This is a genomic window from Amycolatopsis sp. CA-128772 (assembly GCF_002904295.1).
GTDB lineage: Bacteria > Actinomycetota > Actinomycetes > Mycobacteriales > Pseudonocardiaceae > Amycolatopsis.
This window is the reverse complement of sequence record NZ_PPHG01000014.1, coordinates 33,492-53,284: the sequence shown is the minus strand read 5'-3', so window position 1 is coordinate 53,284 and position 19,793 is coordinate 33,492. Positions and strand designations below refer to the sequence as shown.

20 protein-coding genes are annotated in these 19,793 nt (G+C 71.6%); 11 read left to right on the top strand and 9 right to left on the bottom strand.

All coding sequences use genetic code 11. The features are described 5' to 3' along the window. Positions 1–55 precede the first annotated feature (55 nt). Genes C2L59_RS05675 through C2L59_RS05665 form a run of 3 tightly spaced genes read left to right on the top strand, consistent with a single transcriptional unit; the run spans position 56 to position 2,748 of the window. Positions 56–1,054, top strand: a complete 999-nt coding sequence (locus C2L59_RS05675; protein ID WP_103348450.1) for a D-2-hydroxyacid dehydrogenase — start codon at positions 56–58, stop codon at positions 1,052–1,054. Then, positions 1,051–2,433 (top strand): amidase, encoded by a 1,383-nt coding sequence (locus tag C2L59_RS05670; protein WP_103348449.1) that lies wholly within the window; start codon positions 1,051–1,053, stop codon positions 2,431–2,433. The genes C2L59_RS05675 and C2L59_RS05670 overlap by 4 nt, the downstream gene beginning before the upstream one ends. A gap of 57 nt (positions 2,434–2,490) precedes the next feature. Further along, positions 2,491–2,748, top strand: a complete 258-nt coding sequence (locus C2L59_RS05665) for a hypothetical protein (protein WP_103348448.1) — start codon at positions 2,491–2,493, stop codon at positions 2,746–2,748. A gap of 5 nt (positions 2,749–2,753) precedes the next feature. Here the strand turns inward: C2L59_RS05665 and C2L59_RS05660 are convergent, their stop codons facing one another. Next, on the bottom strand, positions 2,754–3,431 hold the full coding sequence (locus C2L59_RS05660) for a helix-turn-helix transcriptional regulator (protein WP_103348447.1): 678 nt from the start codon (positions 3,429–3,431) through the stop codon (positions 2,754–2,756). Between the two features lie 64 nt (positions 3,432–3,495). Here C2L59_RS05660 and C2L59_RS05655 point away from each other — a divergent pair, with 64 nt between their 5' ends. Beyond that, positions 3,496–3,969 (top strand): MaoC family dehydratase, encoded by a 474-nt coding sequence (locus C2L59_RS05655; protein ID WP_103348446.1) that lies wholly within the window; start codon positions 3,496–3,498, stop codon positions 3,967–3,969. Here the strand turns inward: C2L59_RS05655 and C2L59_RS05650 are convergent. From C2L59_RS05650 to C2L59_RS05615, 8 genes are all read right to left on the bottom strand, one after another. Further along, positions 3,923–5,140 carry an MFS transporter gene (locus tag C2L59_RS05650; RefSeq protein ID WP_103348445.1) on the bottom strand — a complete coding sequence of 406 codons (1,218 nt, stop codon included), beginning with the start codon at positions 5,138–5,140 and terminating at the stop codon, positions 3,923–3,925. The two genes, C2L59_RS05655 and C2L59_RS05650, sit on opposite strands and share 47 nt — an antisense overlap. A 166-nt stretch (positions 5,141–5,306) precedes the next feature. After that, on the bottom strand, positions 5,307–5,822 hold the full coding sequence (locus C2L59_RS05645; RefSeq protein ID WP_103348444.1) for a transcriptional regulator: 516 nt from the start codon (positions 5,820–5,822) through the stop codon (positions 5,307–5,309). Positions 5,823–5,922: 100 nt separating this feature from the next. Further along, positions 5,923–6,759 carry a pyrroloquinoline quinone biosynthesis protein PqqB gene (pqqB, locus tag C2L59_RS05640; protein ID WP_103348443.1) on the bottom strand — a complete coding sequence of 279 codons (837 nt, stop codon included), beginning with the start codon at positions 6,757–6,759 and terminating at the stop codon, positions 5,923–5,925. Continuing rightward, complete coding sequence (gene pqqE / locus C2L59_RS05635; RefSeq protein WP_103348442.1) at positions 6,756–7,820, bottom strand: pyrroloquinoline quinone biosynthesis protein PqqE; 1,065 nt, start codon at positions 7,818–7,820, stop codon at positions 6,756–6,758. Before pqqE ends, pqqB begins: the two co-directional genes overlap by 4 nt. Then, on the bottom strand, positions 7,811–8,077 hold the full coding sequence (gene pqqD, locus C2L59_RS05630) for a pyrroloquinoline quinone biosynthesis peptide chaperone PqqD (RefSeq protein WP_103348441.1): 267 nt from the start codon (positions 8,075–8,077) through the stop codon (positions 7,811–7,813). Before pqqD ends, pqqE begins: the two co-directional genes overlap by 10 nt. Beyond that, complete coding sequence (gene pqqC, locus C2L59_RS05625; RefSeq protein WP_103348440.1) at positions 8,074–8,763, bottom strand: pyrroloquinoline-quinone synthase PqqC; 690 nt, start codon at positions 8,761–8,763, stop codon at positions 8,074–8,076. Before pqqC ends, pqqD begins: the two co-directional genes overlap by 4 nt. A 3-nt stretch (positions 8,764–8,766) precedes the next feature. After that, a complete protein-coding gene (gene pqqA / locus C2L59_RS05620; protein ID WP_370444716.1) occupies positions 8,767–8,886 on the bottom strand; it encodes a pyrroloquinoline quinone precursor peptide PqqA in 120 nt (39 codons plus the stop codon). 91 nt (positions 8,887–8,977) lie between these two features. Next, positions 8,978–10,342, bottom strand: a complete 1,365-nt coding sequence (locus C2L59_RS05615) for a wax ester/triacylglycerol synthase family O-acyltransferase (RefSeq protein WP_103348439.1) — start codon at positions 10,340–10,342, stop codon at positions 8,978–8,980. A gap of 80 nt (positions 10,343–10,422) precedes the next feature. Here C2L59_RS05615 and C2L59_RS05610 point away from each other — a divergent pair, with 80 nt between their 5' ends. Genes C2L59_RS05610 through C2L59_RS05580 form a run of 7 tightly spaced genes read left to right on the top strand, consistent with a single transcriptional unit; the run spans position 10,423 to position 19,693 of the window. Next, entirely contained in the window at positions 10,423–11,601 is a 1,179-nt protein-coding gene (locus C2L59_RS05610) for an FAD-binding oxidoreductase (protein WP_233223291.1), read from the top strand. A gap of 43 nt (positions 11,602–11,644) precedes the next feature. Next, entirely contained in the window at positions 11,645–13,267 is a 1,623-nt protein-coding gene (locus C2L59_RS05605) for a thiamine pyrophosphate-binding protein (RefSeq protein ID WP_255410241.1), read from the top strand. Next, complete coding sequence (locus tag C2L59_RS05600; RefSeq protein ID WP_103348436.1) at positions 13,264–15,297, top strand: hydantoinase/oxoprolinase family protein; 2,034 nt, start codon at positions 13,264–13,266, stop codon at positions 15,295–15,297. Before C2L59_RS05605 ends, C2L59_RS05600 begins: the two co-directional genes overlap by 4 nt. Next, complete coding sequence (locus tag C2L59_RS05595; RefSeq protein WP_103348435.1) at positions 15,294–16,994, top strand: hydantoinase B/oxoprolinase family protein; 1,701 nt, start codon at positions 15,294–15,296, stop codon at positions 16,992–16,994. Before C2L59_RS05600 ends, C2L59_RS05595 begins: the two co-directional genes overlap by 4 nt. A gap of 1 nt (position 16,995) precedes the next feature. Then, positions 16,996–17,781, top strand: a complete 786-nt coding sequence (locus tag C2L59_RS05590) for an SDR family NAD(P)-dependent oxidoreductase (RefSeq protein ID WP_103348434.1) — start codon at positions 16,996–16,998, stop codon at positions 17,779–17,781. A gap of 4 nt (positions 17,782–17,785) precedes the next feature. Continuing rightward, positions 17,786–18,463, top strand: coding sequence for a GntR family transcriptional regulator (locus tag C2L59_RS05585; protein WP_103348433.1), 678 nt, complete (start codon positions 17,786–17,788; stop codon positions 18,461–18,463). Positions 18,464–18,502: 39 nt separating this feature from the next. Then, the gene (locus C2L59_RS05580) at positions 18,503–19,693 is read left to right on the top strand and encodes a CoA transferase (protein ID WP_103348592.1); all 1,191 of its coding nucleotides are present in this window, start codon (positions 18,503–18,505) and stop codon (positions 19,691–19,693) included. Positions 19,694–19,793 lie beyond the last annotated feature (100 nt).

Genomic DNA, 19,793 nt, shown 5'->3' with positions numbered 1-19,793 from the left:
GGGGGGCGTTCCTCGGATTGTTGACAATCATACGAGTGACTTTTACCGTGTCAACGTGATCGCCTCGGAACGCCGGGAAGCTCCCGTCCTGGCAGTGCTCTGTGGCGAGTCCCGCCCACCGGACATGCGTGCTGTCGAATCCGGGGCGGTCGTGCGTTACACGGACGCGGCGGGTCTTGCCGAAGCGTTGTCCGGCGCGGACGCTCTCTTCGTCTACGATTTCCTCTCCACCGCGGTGCCGGGCGCGTGGCACGCCGCCGGCAGGCTGCAGTGGCTGCACATCGCGAGCGCGGGTGTCGACCCCGTGCTGTTCCCCGGGCTGCGCGAGAGCGACGTGGTCCTCACGAACTCGCGGGGAGTTTTCGACGACGCCATCGCGGAGTACGTGCTGGGCGTCGTCCTCGCCTTCGCGAAGGACTTCGCGCGCTCGCACGACCTGCAGCGCGAGGGCCGCTGGCTGCACCGCGAGAGCGAGCGGATCGCCGGCCGCGAGGTGGTGGTCGTCGGCACCGGGCCGATCGGCCGGGCCATTGCGCGGCTACTGCGCGCGGCCGGGATGCGGGTGACCGGTGCCGGGCGCCGGGCGCGTACCGGCGATCCCGACTTCGGCGTCGTGCACGAGTCCGCCCGGCTCACCGAGGTCCTGCCGCACGCCGACTACGTCGTCGCGGTCGCGCCGCTGACCGAGCACACCAAGGGCATGTTCGACGCGCGTGCGTTCGCCGCGATGAAGCCGTCCGCGCGGTTCGTCAACGTCGGCCGCGGGGAGCTGGTGGTGACGTCCGATCTGGTCGCGGCCCTCGAGAACCGGACCATCGCCGGTGCCGCGCTCGACGTGTTCGACACCGAACCACTGCCGCCGGAAAGCCCGCTGTGGGCCATGCCGGACGTGCTGATCTCGCCGCACATGTCCGGGGACTTCGTCGGCTGGCGGAACACGCTGGTCGAGGTGTTCACCGAGAACTTCCGCCGCTGGCGCGCTGGGGAGCCGCTGCGCAATGTCGTCGACAAGACGCTCGGCTACGTGCCGTCGGGGAACCAGGGAGCCGGATGAACGACAGGATGCTGACCGCCAGCGAGCTCGTCGCCGCCTACGCGACCGGTGAGCTGTCACCGATAGAGGCGACGCAGAACGCACTGCAGGCCATCGAAGCCCGCGACGGCGAGTGCAACGCATACTGCCTCGTCGACGCCGACCGCGCGCTGGAGCAGGCGAAGGCGTCCGAGGCGCGTTGGCGTGACGGCAACCCGATCGGCTGGCTCGACGGCGTGCCCGCGTCGATCAAGGACATGTTCCTCACCCAGGGGTGGCCGACGGTCCGGGGCTCGAAGAGCATCGATCCGGACCAGGCATGGGACGTTGACAGCCCGGTTGCCGCGCGGATGCGCGAAGCCGGACTTGTGCTGCTGGGCAAGACGACCACGCCTGAGATCGCGTGGAAGGGCGTCACCGACAGCCCGCTGCAGGGCATCACGCGCAACCCGGCCGATCCGTCGAAGACGGCCGGCGGGTCGAGCGGCGGGAGCGCCGCGGCCGTCGCGGCCGGGATGGGCGAGCTGTCGGTCGGCACCGACGGCGGCGGCTCGGTGCGGATCCCGGCGTCGTTCTGCGGGATCGTCGGGCTGAAGCCGACCCACGGCCGGATTCCCCTCTTCCCGGCGAGCCCGTTCGGGCCGCTCTCGCACGCCGGCCCGATGGCGCGGTCGGTGGACGACACCGCGCTGCTGCTGGACGTGCTGTCGCTGCCCGACCACCGCGATCCCGCCGCGCTGGCGCCGCCGGTGGGGTCGTTCCGCGAGGCCGTCCGGCGGGACGTGCGCGGCCTGATCGCCGCGTTCTCGCCGACGCTCGGCTACGTCGACGTCGACCCGGAGGTGGCCGAGATCGTCGCGGCGGCGGTGCGCGCGCTGGGCGACGCCGGACTGCACGTCGAGGAGACCGACCCCGGGTTCGCCGATCCGAAGCCGGCGTTCGACATCCTGTGGTCCTCGGGTGCGGCGAAGCTGCTCGACACGTTCCCGTCCGGCTCCGAGGAGCGCACGGATCCCGGCCTGCGCAAGGTGTGGGAGCTCGGCAAGAAGTGGAGCGCGAGCGACTACCTCGACGCCACCGCCGAGCGCGCCGCGCTGGGCATCCGGATGGGCGAGTTCCACACGCGCTACGACGTGCTGATCACGCCGACCGTCCCGATCGCCGCGTTCGAGGCCGGGCACGACGTGCCGCCGGGCAGCGGGCTGAGCGAGTGGCCGGAGTGGACGCCGTTCACCTATCCCTTCAACATGACCCAGCAGCCGGCGATCAGCGTGCCGGCCGGGCGCACGTCGGCCGGGCTGCCGGTGGGCCTGCAGATCGTCGGGCCGCGGCACTCGGACGACCTCGTGCTGGCCGTGGCGAAGCTGCTGGAGGAAGTGCGGCCCTGGGCGCCCGCCTGACCACACTTGAGAGTGAAACCCGGACCGGAGTGCGGCGGGCTGTGCCACTGTCGGCCGGTGAACGCTCCAGGCTGGCAGTACGAACGAGCCATCCCGACGGTCGACGTCACCGGTGAGCCGACGCGGGTGATCGTCGGCCTGATCGAGCAGGGCGACCGGCTGGCCGCCGCACTGCGGGTCGACGACGGGAAGGCGGCGCTGGTCCCGCTGGAAACCGGCGGCGAGCTGCTGAAGGCGCTGCGCGAGACGCTGGAGAGCTGGTGGCGTCTCGACGGTCATCTCGACCTGACGCCGGAGCCGCACGCCGGGCGGTGACGCGGTCAGCCGACGCCGAGCTCGTCGAGACGGTACTGTCCCGTCCCGGTGATCCGCAGCGCCCGCCCGCGCGGCCGGCGACGTACCCAGCCGGCGTCGAGGAGCGCCGTCAGGAGTGTTGTCCCCAGCGCTCCCGCGAGGTGGACGGTTCCGTGCGACCAGTCCAGGCACGCGCGCACCGCCGGTCCGGAACTCCGCAGCTCGCCGATGTCCAGCGCCGCCAGCAGCGGGTGGTCGAAGGTGCGGACCGCGCCCGTCTCGCCCGGGGCCAGGTCGTCGACGACGCCGTCCTTGCGCAGGACAACGGCCACGTCGATGCCCAGCTGCCCGGCGAGGTGGCCGTAACACGCGCGGGCGCGCAGCACCGGCCCCGAGGGCGGGTCGGGCTGCAACCGGTCCGGCAGCCGGGGTGGGGCGAGCGCCGCCAATGCCTCCACGAGCTGTGCCACCTCCGGGCCGGCGAGCCGGTGCAAACGCCGTCGGCCCGCGTCGGTCACCTCGACGAGACCCGCTTCGCGCAGACGACGTAGGTGGGAGCTCGCGGTGGAGGGCGCGATCCCGGCGACCGTCGCCAGGGCCCGGGCGGTGTGCGCGGCGCCGTCCATCAGCTGCAGCAGCATCGCCGCCCGCGCCGGCTCGCCGATGGCCTGGGCGACCGAGGCGATGTCGGGCTCGCCGGGCATGGTGTGAGCCTAGCCGCGGAACCGTTCGCTCCGGATCGAACTGTTCCTGTGGCACCCTGCGGCCGTGACCGATCGCTACTTCGAGGACTACGTCCCGGGCGTCATCTACGACTGCGGGAGCATCGAGGTGTCCGAAGCCGAACTCCTGGAGTTCGCCCGGCGCTACGACCCGCAGGACTTCCACGTCGATGCGGCCGCGGCGGCGGACGGCCCGTTCGGCGGCCTGATCGCCAGCGGCTGGCACACCGCGAGCCTGATGATGCGGCTCTACGCGGAGCACTACCTGTCCACGGTGTCCAGCCTCGGCAGCCCGGGCGTCGACGAGCTGCGCTGGCCGCGCCCGGTGCGGCCGGGTGCCGTGCTGCGGCTGCGGGCCACCGTGACCGAGGCTCGCCGCTCCCGCTCGAAACCCGACCGGGGGCTGGTGCGCACGCGCGTCGAGTTCGTCGACGGCGGTGACGACGTCGTGTTCAGCGCGAGCGTGCTGAACCTCATGCGCGTGCGCCCTGCCGGACCAGACCGCGCACCTGCGGGTTGATCAGCACGATCGCCGTTGCGCCGAAGATCAGGGCCGCGCCGCCGAGGAGCGTCGCCGATCGGCCGGCGTGCTCGGCCAGCGGGCCCGCGGCGACCTGGCCGAGCGGCATCGCGACGAACGAGCCGAGCATGTCGTAGGAGTAGACGCGGGCGAGCTTCTCCGGCGGGATGTTCTCCTGCAGCGACACGTCCCAGGCGACGGCGAACTGCTCGATCGCGACGCCGGAGAGGAACATCGCGAGCAGCAGCGGCAGCAGGTACGGCGTCTCGCCGAGGGCCAGCATCGGCAGGGCGTCGACCATGATGAAGGCGACGCCGATCGCCAGCATCCGCCGCGGTTGCCGGCGCGCGGCGATGATCCCGCCGAGCAACGCCCCGGCGGTCTGCACGGCCAGCGCGAGCCCCCAGCCGGTGCGGCCGAACGTGTCGTCGGCGACCAGCGGGCCGAGCACCAGCAGCGCGCCGGCGTTCACCGCGTTGACCACCATGAACTGCAGCACCACCAGCCACACCCAGGACCGCGCGCGGAACTCCCGCCAGCCTTCGGCGAGCTCGCCGAACGGGCGGCGCCCCGGCAGCCGTTCACCGCGCGGCAGCCGGATCCGGCGGTACGCAAACGCGGCGGCGAGGAACAGCAGGGCGTTCCCGGCGAGCGCCCAGCCGGAGCCGGCGAAGGCGACGAGGACGCCGGCCAGTCCGGCCCCGGCGATGCGGCCGACGTTCGACAACAGCCGGACCAGCGCGTTCGCCGGTGCGAGCAGCGGGGCGGGCACGGTCAACGGCGTGAGCGAGGCGGCCGCGGGCAGCGAGATGGCCGAGACGGCTCCGTTGACCAGGCTGAGCCCGGCCAGCAGCGGAACGGACGCGAAGCCCGCGAGGACGCTCGCGGCGATGGCGGCCTGCGTGAGGGCGGCGGCGGTTTCGGTGCCCTGCAGGATGACGGACCGCGGCAGCCGGTCGGCCAGCATTCCGCCGAACAGCACGAGCAGCACGTTGGCGAGCGACCGGGCGCCGACGACGAGCCCGAGGTCCACGGCCGACCCGGTGAGGTCGACGACGGCGAAGGCGAGCGCGAAGGGTGCGACGGCGTTGCCGAAGTCGGCCAGGGTCCGGCCGGTGACCAGGGCGCGGAACCGGGTTTCCCGCAGGGGTGCGGAGAGTGACGTGGTCATGGGAGCAGCTCCGGTGAGCTCGGGATGCAGGCTCGATGAGGTGTGGCGGCGGCGCGGTCGGCTGGCTGAGGCGATCGGGGAGGACGCGGCAACGTCGATGTCCTGTCGGGGGAGCCTTGCGAACCGAAACGGCTCGTGCGCGATCCCGGAGCCGGCTGCAGTGCGCTCATCGGGGATGCTCGGCCGTCAGCTCGAACAGGGCCACGCTGGCGCTGACCCGCACTGTTCCCGGCGTTCTCGGGGGCTGCGCCGCCGCGTGCAGCTCCTCGCTGAGCGCCGTCGCCTGCCGCAGCATTCGCGCCCAGAGCTGCGGATCCACCCACAGCTCCGCGTCCGTCAGGGAGGCCGGCCGGTCCGCGGCTCGCGCTGCCGCCCGGCGGAGGAGCTCCGTTGCGATGGCCTTCGTCAGCAGCTTCCCCTCACCCGGGTTCCGGCTCGTCAGACGCTTGCCGGAGTCCGGGTGGTGGCGGTAGCGCTTGGCGCGGCCGCCGCGGATCTGGACCTCCTCGGTCACCTCCAGCAGGCCCGCGTCGTGCAGGCGGCGGATGTGGTAGCTCGTGTTCGCCTGCGTTTCACCGAGTTCGCGCGCCGCCTCCGCTGCGCTCATCGCCGTGCCCGTCAGCAGGGACAGGATGCGCATGCGCAGTGGGTGGGCCAGGACCCGGAGGTGGTCGTGGGGCATGAAGCCGAGTCTGCCACGACCGTCAAAGAGTTATTTGGGGGTTTGCTGGGAAGTCGAAGATCGCCTTCGGGCGTGGCAGCCCGACGGCATCGGGTATTGCCTAGAGCTCGTACGTGGTGCCGTCCGGCGGAAGCAACGCTCCTGCGGCCAGTACTGCGGCGTGCTCCGGCGATGCCGGGTCGAGGACGGGGTTCGTGTTGTTAACGTGCGTTAATGCCCAGCGCGGTCCGGGATGTGCGGCGATCCGGAGCAGGCTCGCGGTGATCGGCAGGTGGCCCATGGCGAGCTGGTCCGGTCCGCCGACGCCGGCCATCTCGTCCGGCGCGTAGAACGTTCCGTCCAGCAGCACGAGGTCCGCGTCCGAGACCAGCGCGTCGAATCCCGGAGGCCAGCTCCGCAGGCACGGTGCGTACACCAGCACACCGCCGGTCGCCGGGTCTTCGATGCGGTAGGCGACCACCCACGGGCCGTCCGGGCCGGCGGGGACGTACTTCGGTCGCTTGGTGCTCACCGGGAGCACGTCGACGCGCAGTCCGGGCAGGTTAACGGTGGATAACCAGGTCCAGCCGCCGTAGCTGTCGGCGATGGCGCGGAAAGGAGACAGCGCGGACAGCACCGGCTCCGGTGCCCACACCGGGAGCCCGCCCGCTTCGCGCAGCATCAGCAGGCCCAGGGCGTGGTCGAGCTCGGCGTCGGTGAGCAGCACTCCGCGCAGCGGGATCTCGCGCGGTCCCGGTCCGGCGCGCAACGCCGGCGTCGCGAGGATCTGGGCGCGGATGTCCGGCGAGCAGTTGAGCAGGTACCAGCCGGCACCGTCCGCGCTGATCGCGACGCAGTCCTGCGAGCGCGGCACCAGCCCGGACGTGCAGAGGCGGCACGCGCAGTTCCACTGCGGGCACCCGCCGCCCGCCGCGGTGCCGAGCAGGATCACCTTCACCGGCGCATGACCAGGTCGGCGGCCGGTGGCCGGGCGAGCACCAGGTCGACGACCTCGCGCCGCGGCGACCGCGAGCACACCGGGTCGGTGGCCGCGGCGTCGCCGGTCAGCAGGAACGCCTGGCAGCGGCAGCCGCCGAAGTCGAGCCCGCGGCGGTCGCACGTGCGGCACGGCTCGGTCATCCACTCCTCACCGCGGTAGGCGGTGAACGACGAGGAGCGGTACCAGATCTCGGCGAGCGGCGTATCGCGGACGTTCGACAGCGAGAGCGTCGAAATCGCCGACGCCGCCGGGCACGGCAGCACGGTGCCGTCCGGCGCCACGGTCAGCTGCCGCGCACCCCAGCCGTACATGCACGGCTTCGGATACGGCTCGTAGTAGTCGGCGACGACGTAGACGATCTCCATCGTGCCGCGCAACCGCGCGACAGCCTCGCGCACCACCGGCTCGGCCGCGTCGAGCTGCGCGCGGGTCGGCATCAGCGCGTCCCGGTTCTGCAGCGCCCAGCCGTAGTACTGGGTGTTCGCCAGCTCCAGCCGGTCCGCGCCCATCCGCTCGGCCAGCTCGATGATCCCGTCCAGCTGGTCGTGGTTGCGCCGGTGCAGCACCACGTTCAGCGACAGCGGCAGCCCCGACGCCCGCACCAATGCGGCCGCGGCGAGTTTCCGGTCGTGCGCCTTCGCGCCCGCCAGCAGGTCGGCCCGCTCCCGGGTCGCGCCCTGCGCCGACAGCTGGACGTGGGCCAGCCCGCGCTCGACGAGGTCGTCCAGCCGGGCCTCGGTCAGGCCCAGCCCGGACGTGACCAGGTTGACGTAGCAGCCGAGCGCGCTCGCGTGCTCGACCAGCTCGGGCAGGTCCGGCCGGAGCAGGGGTTCGCCGCCGGACATGTGCACCTGGAGGACACCCAGTTCGCGGGCCTGGGACAGCACCGACCGCCAGTCTGCAGTGGACAGTTCGGCGGCCCGGGCGGTCAGCTCGACCGGGTTGGAGCAATAAGGACAGTGCAGCGGGCAGCGGTGGGTCAGCTCGGCCAGCAGCCCGAGCGGCGGCGTCACGTCCATGCGACGACCCGCCGTTCGCCCAGCCGGGACAGCACGGAAAGCACGTCGTCCGCGAGCACGCCGGAGTAGCGCTGCGAAAGGGCCGTCGTGATGTCGGTGACCGACCGGGCGCCGTCGCACAACTCGAGCACCGCGGCCGCGGTCGCGTTCGGCACCAGGACGCCTTCCGGGAACAGCAGCACGTGCGTCTCCCGGACGTGGTCGAAGGACAATCGGACACCGCGGCGCAGCTGCGGCACGGACTCGGCGGTGATCACGCGGCCGCCCGCTCGATCGCGTCGAGCATCGACCACAGCACGTCGCACTTGAACGACAACGCGGCGATCGCGCGGTCCTGCTGTTCGCGCGTGACGCAGTGGCGCACCACGATGTCCAGGGTGTCCTTGCCTTCGCCGGCGACCTTGTCGATCCGGTTCGTGAAGTACGCCAGGTCTTCGCGCGCGATCCAGGAATAGTGCGCGAGCATGTCCGCGACGCGCCGCTGCATCAAATGCCCGGCGAACATCTCCGTCAGTCCCGATGCGACGGCTTCCCACCACGGCTTGGTCCGCGCGAAGCTCACGTAAGCGTCCACCGCGAACCGGACGCCGGGCACGACGTGCCGTTCGTCGAGGACTTCGTCCCGGTCCAGCCCGACCGCGGTGCAGAGCCGCAGCCAGCGCTCGATTCCGCCGGTGCCGGCGCTCGCCCCGTCGTGGTAGACGATCCGGTCGAGCCACTGACGGCGGATCTCCGGCAGCGGGCAGTTGCCGATGATCGCCGCGTCCTTCTGCGGCAGCACGCACTGGTAGTACCAGCGGTTGGCCGCCCAGATCCGCAGCCCGCGTTCGTCGAGTTCGCCCGCGTGCAGCCGGTGGTGGAACGGGTGCGTTCCCCAGTACCGGCCGGAAAGACCGCGCAGCTCGGCGATGAATGCGCTTTCCGAAAGTGGCTCGACCGGCATCCTTCAGTCCGCCATACGAGCCGCGTACGCGGTGACCTCCATGGGAGTTTCGTATTCGACGAACTCGGGGGTCGTCCACTCCTCGGTCATGTGCTGCTCCTCTCTCCGGGCGATCGTCGTCACCCTAGGAGCGCGCGGAGCCGCCTGACCAGCATTTCACCGCCCGATTCGGAAAGATTCCTTCCGATGGGGGAGCAGCGTGTCAGTGAGCGGGCTACTTTACCGCAGCTTCGAGTTCCACCAAGGCTGTGTCGAGGTGTGTCAGGATTCGTTGCAGGTGCGGAACGCTGCGGCGGCAGCCGGTGACGCCGAAGTCGAGGTGGTCGCCGTTGCTCGTCAGCGTGATGTTCACGGCCTGGCCGTCGAGCAGCACCGACGCCGGGTAGATGCCGTCGAGCTGGGCGCCGTTCCAGTACATCTGCTTGCGCGGCCCGGGCACGTTCGAGATGACCAGGTTGAACGGCGGCCGCGTGTTCTTGACGATCCCCGGGATGGGCGAAACGCCGAGCTGGGCAACGTTAACCGCCGATAACAGCAGCGTCTGCACCGGCGTCAGCTCCGAGAACAGCCGTTTGCCGTTGCGCATCGACTGGTGGATCGTGACGAGCCGCTTGCCGGCGTCGGGCAGGTCGGTGGCCAGGTTGCACAGCAACGCGCCGATGTTGTTGCCCGCCGCTTCGCCGGGGTCGTTCTGGCGGCGCAGCGACACCGGCACCATCGCGATGAGCGGTGCGTCCGGAAGCGCGCGTTGCTCGATGAGGTAGTCCCGCAGCGCACCCGAGCACATCGCGAGCACGACGTCGTTGCGCGACACCCCGGCCGCGGTCGCCACCTGGCGGACCCGGTCCAGCGACCACTTCTGCGCCGCGAACCGGCGCGCGCCGCCGATCGGCACGTTGAACATCGTCTTCGGCGCCTGTCCCGGCAGGGTCAACGTGTGTTCCCCGAACGCCTCCCGCGCCACCTTCATCGCGGCGGGCGCCAGGCTCGCGAGCTGGTTGGCCGTCTTGCTCGCGGTCTGCAGGAACGACCGGGGACGCTTCGCGCGTTCTTCGCCGGGCTTGCGCCGGGAGCCCCACCACGGCGGGCAGTCCATGTCCGCAGGGTCGTCGGAGAGCGTGCCCTGCAGCTGGCGCAACGCCGAGACGCCGTCCATCAGGGCGTGGTGGACCTTGGTGTAAACGGCGAACCGGCCGTCGTCGAGGCCCTCGATGAGATGGGTCTCCCAGAGCGGCCGGTGCCGGTCGAGCAGGGTGCTGTGCCAGCGTGACGTCAGCTCCAGCAGTTCGCGGACGCGGCCAGGCCGCGGCAGAGCCGAGTGCCGGAAGTGGTAGTCGAGCTCGAGTTCGGCGTCGTTCGCCCAGGCGACGTGGCCCATCGTGGTCACCGGCCGGGCCGGGCGGCGCCGGAACACCGAGCGCATGTTGTCCGATTCCAGCAGTGAAGTACGGATGTCGCGCAGGTACTCCGGGCCGGCGCCGTCGGGTTTCCGGAACAGCTGCAGGCCGCCCACGTGCATCGGATGCTCGCGTGTTTCGACGAGGAGGAACATCGAATCAGTCACGGGCATCATCGCCATGGGACATCACCTTCCGCGCTCGGCACGCCGACTCTACGCGCTCGGCGGCCGCGGGTGGATCACGTTCTACTCTGGCGAGTATGACCGTCCGAGGCACCGGGGAAACGTCGTTGCCACCGATGGCCGAGTGCGTCGTGATCGGCGGTGGGGTCATCGGTGTCAGCTGCGCGTTCCGGCTCGCCGAGGCCGGCGTCGACGTGCTGCTGCTCGAACGCGGCGAGCTGGGCGGCGGCTCGACGGCGAAGGCCGCGGGCGGCATCCGGTCGTCGTTCACCACCCGCGTCAACGTCGAGCTGGGACTGCGCGGGCTCGCCGCGTACAGCGCTTTCTCGCGCGACTTCGGCGTCGAGATCGACTTCCGGCGCGACGGCTACCTGTACCTGCTCACGGACACGGCGGATGTGCCCGCAATCGGACATTGCGCGGAGCTGCAGCGCGAGTACGGCGTCCGCAGCCGCCTGCTCGATCCCGCGGAGGCGAAGGACGCCCTACCACTGATAGAGACGGACGGCATCGTCGCGGCGCTGTGGTCCCCGGACGATGCGAAGGCGACGCCGGACGCTGTCGTCCAGGGTTACGCGCGTGCGGCGCGAGCGTGTGGTGCGACGCTGCGCACCGGCGTCGAGGTCACCGGCATCGAGCGCGACGGCGACACGCTGACCGGCGTCGTCACGACGGCGGGGTTCGTGCGGACCGGCGCGGTGGTGTGCGCGGCGGGCGCGTGGTCGGGGCGGATCGGCGAGCTCGCCGGGCTCGAGCTCCCGGTGCGCCCGTACCGGCGGCAGGTCGTGTTCACCGGGCCGGTGCCCGGGCTGCCGGAATCGGTTCCGCTCACCATCGAGCTGCCGTCGGCTTTCTACTTCCACCGCGAGGGACCGGGCCTCGCGATGTCGTTCAGCGAGAACGACGGCTTCCCGGGCTTCGGCACCGGGTACGAGCCGGGCGAGTGGCTGCCGCGCCTGGCCGAGCTGGCCGGCCGCCGGATCCCCGCCGTGCTCGACGCCGGCGTCCGCACCGCCTGGGCCGGGTTGTACGAAATGACGCCGGACCGCAACCAGATCATCGGGCGAAGCGTCCTGCTGTCGCGGTTCTTCTACGCGACCGGCTTCTCCGGCCACGGCTTCCAGATGGCCCCGGCGACCGGCGAGCTGATCCGGGACCTCTACCTGGAGCGCGAACCGGCGGTGGACATCGCGGAACTGGACGTCCGGCGGTTCGAGGCCGGCGATACCGCACCGGTCGAGCACCACATCGTCTAGGGTCGATTGCCAGATCGTTCAACGATCTGGCAGTATCCGAGCCGTGGCTGTGAGTGGTGCTCGGGAGCTGGTGGACGCGCTGGAAGCGCTCGGAACGGAGATCGTCTTCGGTCTCCCGGGCGTGCACAACCTGCCGTTGTGGGAGGCGCTCGGCGAGACCGGCATCAAGCTCGTCGGGGTCCGCCACGAACAGACGGCCGGGTACGCCGCCGACGGCTACGCCCGTGCCACCGGCAAGCTCGGCGTCGCGCTGGTCACCACCGGCCCGGGGGCGGCGAACACCCTCGGCGCGGTCGGCGAGGCGATGGCGTCCGCGGCTCCGGTGCTGGTCATCGCCACCGACATCCCGTCGACCCTGCGGCGTCCCGGCGTCGTCCGCGGCGTGCTGCACGAGACTTCCGACCAGCAGGCCATGTTCGCGCCGGTGACCAAGGGCGGCTTCACCGTGCGGGCCCCCGACCAGATCGGCACGACCGTCCACCGCGCCGCCCGGCTCGCGCAGCTGCCGCAGAGCGGTCCGGTCTACCTCGGCGTGCCGACCGACTACCTGCGCGAGAGCGTGCCGCGGCGCCGCCCGCCCGCGCCGCACCGCAAGCCCGACGTCGACGTCCCCGACCTCGCGCGGGCCGAGGCGATGCTGTCCGACGCCCGGCACCCGCTCATCTGGGCCGGCGGCGGCGCGTTGCGCTCGGGCGCGGGCGACGCGATCGGCGCCCTCGCGGAGAAGCTCGCCGCGCCGGTGATCACCACGTTCGCCGCCCGCGGGCTGCTCCCGCTCGACCACCCGTGCCTGGCGCCGAACCCGGTGCACACGCCGGAGGTCGGCGAGCTGTGGGACGAAGCCGACGTCGTGCTCGCCATCGGCACCGACTTCGACGGCCTGATGACGCAGAACTGGCGGATGCCGAAACCGCCGAAGCTCATCGCGGTCAACGTCGACGCCGACGACGCCGCGAAGAACTACCAGCCGGACCTCACGCTCGTCGGGGACGCGCGCTCTATCGTCGATAGATTGCTGCCGAAGCAGCGTCCCGGCCTGGACGACATCACGCTGCGGCTGGCCGGCATCGGCCGCCGGGTGCGCCAGCGGATCCGCGACGAGGAGCCGCAGGCCTACGACTTCCTGTCCACTCTGGACGAGGTGCTGCCGACGGACGCGGTGCTGGTGTCCGACATGTGCGTTGCCGGGTACTGGGTCGGCGGCTTCCACCGGGTGCGGGCGCCGCGCAAGCTCGCCTACCCGATGGGCTGGGGGACCCTCGGCTACGGCTTCCCGGCGTCGCTCGGCGCGGCCGCGGCCGGCACCGGGCGCGCCATCTGCATCACCGGCGACGGCGGGTTCCTCTACGGCTGCGGTGATCTGGCGACACTCGCGCAGGAGCAGTTGCCGGTCACGGTCGTCCTGGTCGACGACGGCGGCTACGGCATGCTGCGCTACGACCAGGACCGCGAGGGCCTGCCGCACCGCGGGGTCGACTGGGACAGCCCGGACTTCGTCGGCCTGGCCCGGTCCTTCGGGGTGCACGCCGACCGCGTCTCCGGGTTCGGGCGGGCGTTCCGGCGGCTGCTCGGGGAGTTCGTCGAGTCGGACGAGCCGAACGTGCTGGTCGTGAAGGCCAAGCTGAAGCCGCCGCTGAACACCTCGCCGCGGTGGTACCGGACATGAGGATCGGCGTCGACATCGGCGGCACGTTCACCGACCTGTGCGCGGTGGACGCGACCGGGATCGTCGCCGTCGGCAAGGTCCTGACCACGCACGACGCGCCGGCCCTAGCAGTGATAGAGGGCCTGGCCGCGCTGCTGGCAGACGCCGGGATCGCGGCTTCGGAGGTGACGCAGGTGGTCCACGGAACGACCCTGGTGACCAACGCGCTGATCGAGCGCAAGGGCTCGCGGACGGCGCTGCTCGCCACCGCCGGCTTCCGCGACGTCCTGGAGATGCGCCGCGAGCACCGGTACGAGCTGTACGACCTGCACCTGGAACTGCCGGCGCCGCTGGTGCCGCGGCACCTGCGGTTCGACGTCCCGGAGCGGATCCTCGCCGACGGTTCCGTGCACACGGGACTGGACGAGGAGCACGTGCGGAAGCTCGGCCGCGAACTGGCGGACCGCGGGATCGAAGCGGTCGCCGTCTGCTTCCTGCATTCGTTCACGAACCCCGCGCACGAGCGGCGCGTCGCGGAGATCCTCACCGAGGTCGCGCCGGGGCTGCGCGTCGCGCTGTCCTCCGACGTCGTTCCGGAGATCCGCGAGTACGAGCGCGCGTCGACCACGTCAGCGAACGTTTACGTCCAGGACCTCACCGAGCGCTACCTGCGCGATCTCGAACACCGATTGGGCGGGCTCGGGATCACGCGCGCGCCGCACATCATGCTGTCCAACGGTGGTGTGGCCACCGTCGAGACCGCGGCCCGGTACCCCATCCGCATCCTCGAGTCCGGTCCGGCGGGCGGTGCGCTGGCGGCCGCGGTGCTGGGGCCGCCGGACCTGCTGGCCTTCGACATGGGCGGCACGACGGCGAAGCTGTGCCTGATCGCGGACGGCGCGCCGCTGGTCACGCACCAGTTCGAAGTGGACCGCAAGTACCGGTTGCTGCCCGGCTCGGGCCTGCCGGTGCAGGTGCCGGTCATCGACATGATCGAGATCGGCGTCGGGGGCGGCTCGATCGCCCGCATCGACGCCTTGGGGCTGCTGACCGTCGGGCCCGACTCGGCGGGGTCCGAGCCCGGCCCGGCCTGCTACGGCCGCAGCGGCACCGAGCCCACGGTCACCGACGCCGACCTCGTGCTCGGCTACCTCGACCCCGGTTACTTCCTTGGCGGCGGCATGCGCCTGGACGCCGCGGCTTCCCGAACAGTGCTAGAGGAGAAGATCGCCGTCCCGCTCGGTGTGAGCGTCGAGGAAGCTGCCTGGGGCATCCACACCAGCGTCAACGAGGACATGGCCAACGCCGCCCGGGTGCACGCCGTCGAGCGTGGGCACGATCCGGCGAAGCTGCCGATGTACACCTTCGGCGGTGCGGGTCCGGTGCACGGCGCCGGCGTCGCGCGGGCGCTCGGCGCGCCGTCCGTCGTCGCGCCGCCGGCTGCCGGGGTGCTCAGTGCCGCGGGGTTCCTCACCGCGCCGCTCGCGTTCGACTTCGTCCGCTCGGCTCGCGCGGCCGTGCACGACCTGGCGTGGGAGCAGGTCGACGCGTTGTTCGCCGAGATGGAGGCCGAAGGCGCGGCGTTGCTGGCGAAGTCCGGTGTCGACGACGTGACGCACCGGCGGATCGCCGAGATGCGCTACACCGGGCAGGGCTACGAGGTGCGCGTTCCGGTGCGCGGCGGTAGCTGGCCCCTATCACTGATAGAGGAATTCACTCGCACCTATCGCGTGCTGTACCGGCGCAGCGGGCCGGACGTCGGTGTCGAGGTGCTGAACTGGCGGGTCGTGTCGAGCGGACCCGCGCCGGACGTCACTCTGCAGCTGACTGCGCAACCGGCCGGCGGCGACGCGCAGAAGGGCACGCGCAAGGCTTACTTCCCGTCGACTGGGGGATTTGTCGACACGGCCGTGTTCGACCGGTACCGGCTGGCGCCGGGCGCGCGGGTCGACGGGCCGGCCATCGTCGAGGAACGCGAGTCGACCGTGGTCGTCCCGCCCGGGGCGCACTGCGTCGTCCGGGCCGACGGAGCACTGGAGGTGACGGTGTGAGCGTCGACCCCATCCTCGCCGGGCTGTTCGGCAACCGGCTGCACGCCATCCTCGCCGAGCAGCAGAACGCGCTGGTCAACACGGCCTTCTCGGCCGTCGTGCGGGAGTCGCTCGACTTGGCGTGCGCGGTGTTCGACTCCCGGGGCGAGATGATCGGGCAGTCCGTCGGCGGCACGCCCGGGCACATCAACGCGATGGCCACCGGCATGCACCACTTCGTCGCGGCCTACCCGCCGGAGACCCTCGAACCCGGGGACGTGCTGCTCACCAACGACCCGTGGCAGACCGCCGGGCAGATCAACGACATCACGGTGGCGACGCCGGTGTTCCGGCGCGGCCGGCTGGTCGCGTGGTTCGCGTCGTGCTGCCACGCGCCCGACATCGGCGGCCGGCTCGTCTCCGCCGAAGCCCACGAAGTCTTCGAAGAAGGCTTGCGGCTGCCGATCCTCAAGTTCCTGCGCGCCGGCGAGGTGAACGCCGATCTGGAACGGCTCATCCGGGCGAACGTCCGGACGCCGGAAGAGACCACCGGCGACCTGTATGCGCAGGTCACCGGCAACGAGGTCGGCGCGGCCAGCCTGCTGCGGCTGCTCGACGAACTCGGCCTCGACACGCTGGACGAAGTCGCCGCCGAGATCATGGACCGCTCGGAGAAGGCGCTGCGGGACGCGCTGAAGGCGCTCCCGGACGGCACGTACACCAACGAAATCGCCACCGACGGGTTCGACGACGAAGAGGTCGTGCTGCGCGTCGCGGCCACTGTGGACGGTGACGGGATCCACCTCGACTTCGCGGGCTCGTCGCCGCAGAGCCGTCGCGGGATCAACGTCGTGCTGAACTACACGCGGGCCTACGCGTCCTTCGCGGTCAAGGCGGCGATTTCGCCGGAGGTGCCGCACAACGCCGGGTCGTTCCGGCCCGTGCACGTCACCGCGCCCGAGGGCTCGGTGCTGAACTGCTTGCCGCCGGCGCCGGTCGCGTCGAGGCACCTGATCGGGCACTTCCTGCCGTCGCTGCTGATCGGCGCGCTGCCCGCGACAGCGATCGCGCCGAGCGCCGACGCGCTGTGGATGACGATCTGGCGGGGCCACGGGTTCATGCTGAACGTATTCCAGACCGGTGGCACGGGCGCGCGTTCGGACAAGGACGGCCTCAGCACGACCGGTTTCCCGAGCGGCCTGCGGTCGACGCCGACCGAGGTGATCGAAACGACGGCGCCGCTGGTCCAGCACGCCCGGGAACTGCGCGTCGACTCCGGTGGCCCCGGACGGTGGCGCGGCGGCCTCGGTCAGCTGACGACGATGGCCGTCCGCGGCGAGGTTCCCTGGAGTGTCAACGGGAACGTCGACCGCGTGCGCGCCGCGGCGTCCGGAGTGGACGGTGGGCAGCCCGGTGCGGTGGGCCGGTTCGGGCTGCAGGACGGGGCGGATCTGCCCGTGAAGAGCCGGGTGACGCTGGCGGCGGAGTCCGTTGTGGACGTGACCCTGCCCGGCGGTGGTGGTTACGGGCCGCCGTCCGAACGGCCCGTGGCGGCGGTGCTCGCCGACGTCGTCGAGGGCTATGTCTCACGGGAAGCGGCGCGCGAGGTGTACGGCGTCGAGGTGTCGTACCTCGGGTCGCCGGACGCGCTCGTCCGGCTGCCCGAGGACTACACAGTGGACGAAGAGCAGACAGCACGACTGAGAGCGGGGAAGTGACATGGGTCGGTTGGCCGGCAAGGTGGCGGTCGTCTTCGGCGGCGCGCGGGGGATCGGCCTCGCCACGGTGAAGGAGTTCCTCGCCGAAGGGGCGACGGTCTTCGCTTCCGACATCCGCGAACCCGCCGAAGCGGTCGAGGGCTACCGGCATGCCCTGGTGGACGCCACGGACGAAGCCGCCGTGGCGGCCTTCGTCGACGGGGTCATCGCCGAAGCGGGCCGCATCGACGTGCTGTTCAACAACGTCGGCATCCACCTCGGGAAGCCGCTCGCCGACACGACGCTGGCCGAGTTCGACCACATCTTCGCGCTCAACGTCCGCGCCGCCTTCCTCGGCACCCGCGCCGTGCTGCCGCACATGATCGAGCAGCGAGCCGGCAGCATCGTCACGACGTCGTCGAACGGCGGCGTGATGGGCCGTCCCGGCGACCCGGTGTACAACGCCACCAAGCACGCGCTGGTCGGGCTGACCAAGTCGATCGCCGTCGCGCACGCGCACCAGGGCATCCGGGCCAACACGGTCAACCCGGGCGCGATCGACACCGACATGCTGCGCAGCACCCTCAACTCGCCCGAGGAGTTCGAGACCAAGCAGCACCAGCTGGTCGCGAGCACGCCCGCAGCGCGCGTCGGCGAAGCGTGGGAGGTCGCGAAGGCGGTGGTGTTCCTGGCGAGCGACGAGTCGCGGTTCGTCAACGGCGTCGTGCTGCCGATCGACGGCGCGAAGGCCGCGGGCGCGATGCCGGGCAACCGCTACAGCCTCGATTTCGAGCTCGGCGTCAGGTAGCGCCGTGACCGTCGATGCGTCGGGGCTGGAAAGCGCGCGGCACCTGCTCGAGCGCAGTGGCACGGCCGAGCGGGTCGCGGCGATCCTGCGCCAGCACATCACCGACGGCGTCTTCGCCCCCGGCGAACGGCTGTCCGAGCCGGTGATCAGCGCGGCGCTCGGCGTCTCCCGCAACACGCTGCGCGAGTCGTTCCAGCTGCTCGCCCACGAACGGCTGGCCGTGCACGAGCTGAACCGCGGCGTGTTCGTGCGCGAACTGACCACGGAGGACATCGAGGACCTCTACGTCGTGCGCCGCACCACCGAGTGCGGTGCACTGCGGCGCGCTGCGGAGTTGCAGAGCGTCGATCTATCAGTGATAGAGAACGCGCTGCGCGACGGCCGCGCGGCGGCGGAGGCCGAGGACTGGCCGGCGGTCGGCACCGCGAGCATCCACTTCCACCAGGCCCTCGCGGACCTGGCCGGCAGCGAGCGCCTCTCCGCGACGATGCGGCAGGTGCTCGCCGAAACGCGGTTGTTCTTCGTGCTGAACGAGAACACGCGGGAGTTCTACGAGCCGTTCCTCGACTGCCACGAAAAGATCCTGCGCGACCTGCGCCGCGGCCGGTTCGACGCCGCGGAGGCCGCCCTGGACCGCTACCTGCGCGACGCCGAAGCCCGGCTGCTCGAGCTCAGCACGTAGGGGAGCCCCACCGTGAACCCGGATGACGAGGAGCCGACGATGCCCCCGGCCGAGAACGGATTCCGCCCGCTGGACGGGATCAAGGTCGTCGACCTCTCCCGCATCCTCGCCGGCCCGTACTGCACGCAGTACCTCGGCGAGATGGGAGCGGACGTGGTGAAGGTGGAGCCGCCGGGCCACGGCGACGACACCCGCGGCTGGGGGCCGCCGTTCGTCGGCGACGAGGCCGTCTACTACCTGGCCGCCAACCGGAACAAGCGCGGGATCGTGCTCGACCTCAAGAGCGACCGCGGGCGGGACGCGCTGCGGCGGCTGGTCGCGGACGCCGACGTGCTCGTCGAGAACTTCCGGCCCGGGACGCTCGAGAAGTGGGGCATCGGGTACGCCGAGCTGGCGGAGCTGAACCCGCGGTTGATCCACGTGTCGATCACCGGGTTCGGGCAGACCGGCCCGTACCGCGACCGCGCCGGGTACGACCTGGTCGCCCAGGCCCTCGGCGGCGTCATGTCGCTGACCGGGGAGCCGGACGGCGCGCCGGCGAAGGTCGGCCTGCCGGTGGCGGACCTGAACGCCGGGACCTGGGCGATCATCGGAGTGCTGATGGCGTTGCAGGCCCGGCACACCACCGGCCGCGGCCAGTACCTCGACGTGTCCCTTTTGGACAGCCAGCTGGCCTGGCACGTCTACGCCGCGGGCGCGACTTTCCACGACACACCGCGGCCGCGCCGGATGGGCTCGGCGCACCCGAGTATCGTCCCCTACCAGGGCTACCACGTCGACGGCGGCTGGCTGGTCATCGCGGTCGGCAGCGAAAAGCTGTGGCACGCGTTCTGCGGCGTGCTCGGCCTGGACATCGCCGCCGACCCGCGGTTCGCGTCGAACGCCCTTCGCGCCGCGCACCGCGACGAGCTGAACGCCCTGCTCGAGCCGGTTCTCCTGACCCGCACGGCGGCGGCGTGGATGAAGTCGTTCGACGCGGCGGGCATCCCGGCGGCCCCGGTCAACGAGATCGACGACGTCTACGCGGACCCGTGGGCGGCGGCGCGCGAGCAGGTGGTGCGGCTGCCGCACCCGACGGTGGGGACTTACGTGGGCACGGGCTTCCCGGTGAAGGCGTCGGACACCCCGCCGCGGCCGACGTCGGCGCCGCCGACGCTGGGCCAGCACACCGCGGAAGTGCTCGCGGAGCTCGGGTACACGCCGGAGGAGATCGGCGAGTTCCTGGACTGACCGGCCAGTCCGGCGCGCCGGACTGTGCACGATGGAGTGTTCGCGCCCGGCGCCCCGCCCTGGTAGGGATGGGGGCAGGACTGAGGAGGCTCAATGAGCG

What these genes read in the sequence shown, in the direction of transcription:
- C2L59_RS05670 (WP_103348449.1), top strand. Translation starts at nt 1,051, where the DNA reads ATGAACGACAGGATGCTGACCGCCAGCGAGCTCGTCGCCGCCTACGCG.
- C2L59_RS05660 (WP_103348447.1), bottom strand. Translation starts at nt 3,431, where the DNA reads ATGCCCGGCGAGCCCGACATCGCCTCGGTCGCCCAGGCCATCGGCGAG.
- C2L59_RS05650 (WP_103348445.1), bottom strand. Translation starts at nt 5,140, where the DNA reads ATGACCACGTCACTCTCCGCACCCCTGCGGGAAACCCGGTTCCGCGCC.
- C2L59_RS05645 (WP_103348444.1), bottom strand. Translation starts at nt 5,822, where the DNA reads ATGCCCCACGACCACCTCCGGGTCCTGGCCCACCCACTGCGCATGCGC.
- pqqE (WP_103348442.1), bottom strand. Translation starts at nt 7,820, where the DNA reads ATGGACGTGACGCCGCCGCTCGGGCTGCTGGCCGAGCTGACCCACCGC.
- pqqC (WP_103348440.1), bottom strand. Translation starts at nt 8,763, where the DNA reads ATGCCGGTCGAGCCACTTTCGGAAAGCGCATTCATCGCCGAGCTGCGC.
- C2L59_RS05615 (WP_103348439.1), bottom strand. Translation starts at nt 10,342, where the DNA reads ATGGCGATGATGCCCGTGACTGATTCGATGTTCCTCCTCGTCGAAACA.
- C2L59_RS05610 (WP_233223291.1), top strand. Translation starts at nt 10,423, where the DNA reads ATGACCGTCCGAGGCACCGGGGAAACGTCGTTGCCACCGATGGCCGAG.
- C2L59_RS05600 (WP_103348436.1), top strand. Translation starts at nt 13,264, where the DNA reads ATGAGGATCGGCGTCGACATCGGCGGCACGTTCACCGACCTGTGCGCG.
- C2L59_RS05590 (WP_103348434.1), top strand. Translation starts at nt 16,996, where the DNA reads ATGGGTCGGTTGGCCGGCAAGGTGGCGGTCGTCTTCGGCGGCGCGCGG.
- C2L59_RS05580 (WP_103348592.1), top strand. Translation starts at nt 18,503, where the DNA reads ATGCCCCCGGCCGAGAACGGATTCCGCCCGCTGGACGGGATCAAGGTC.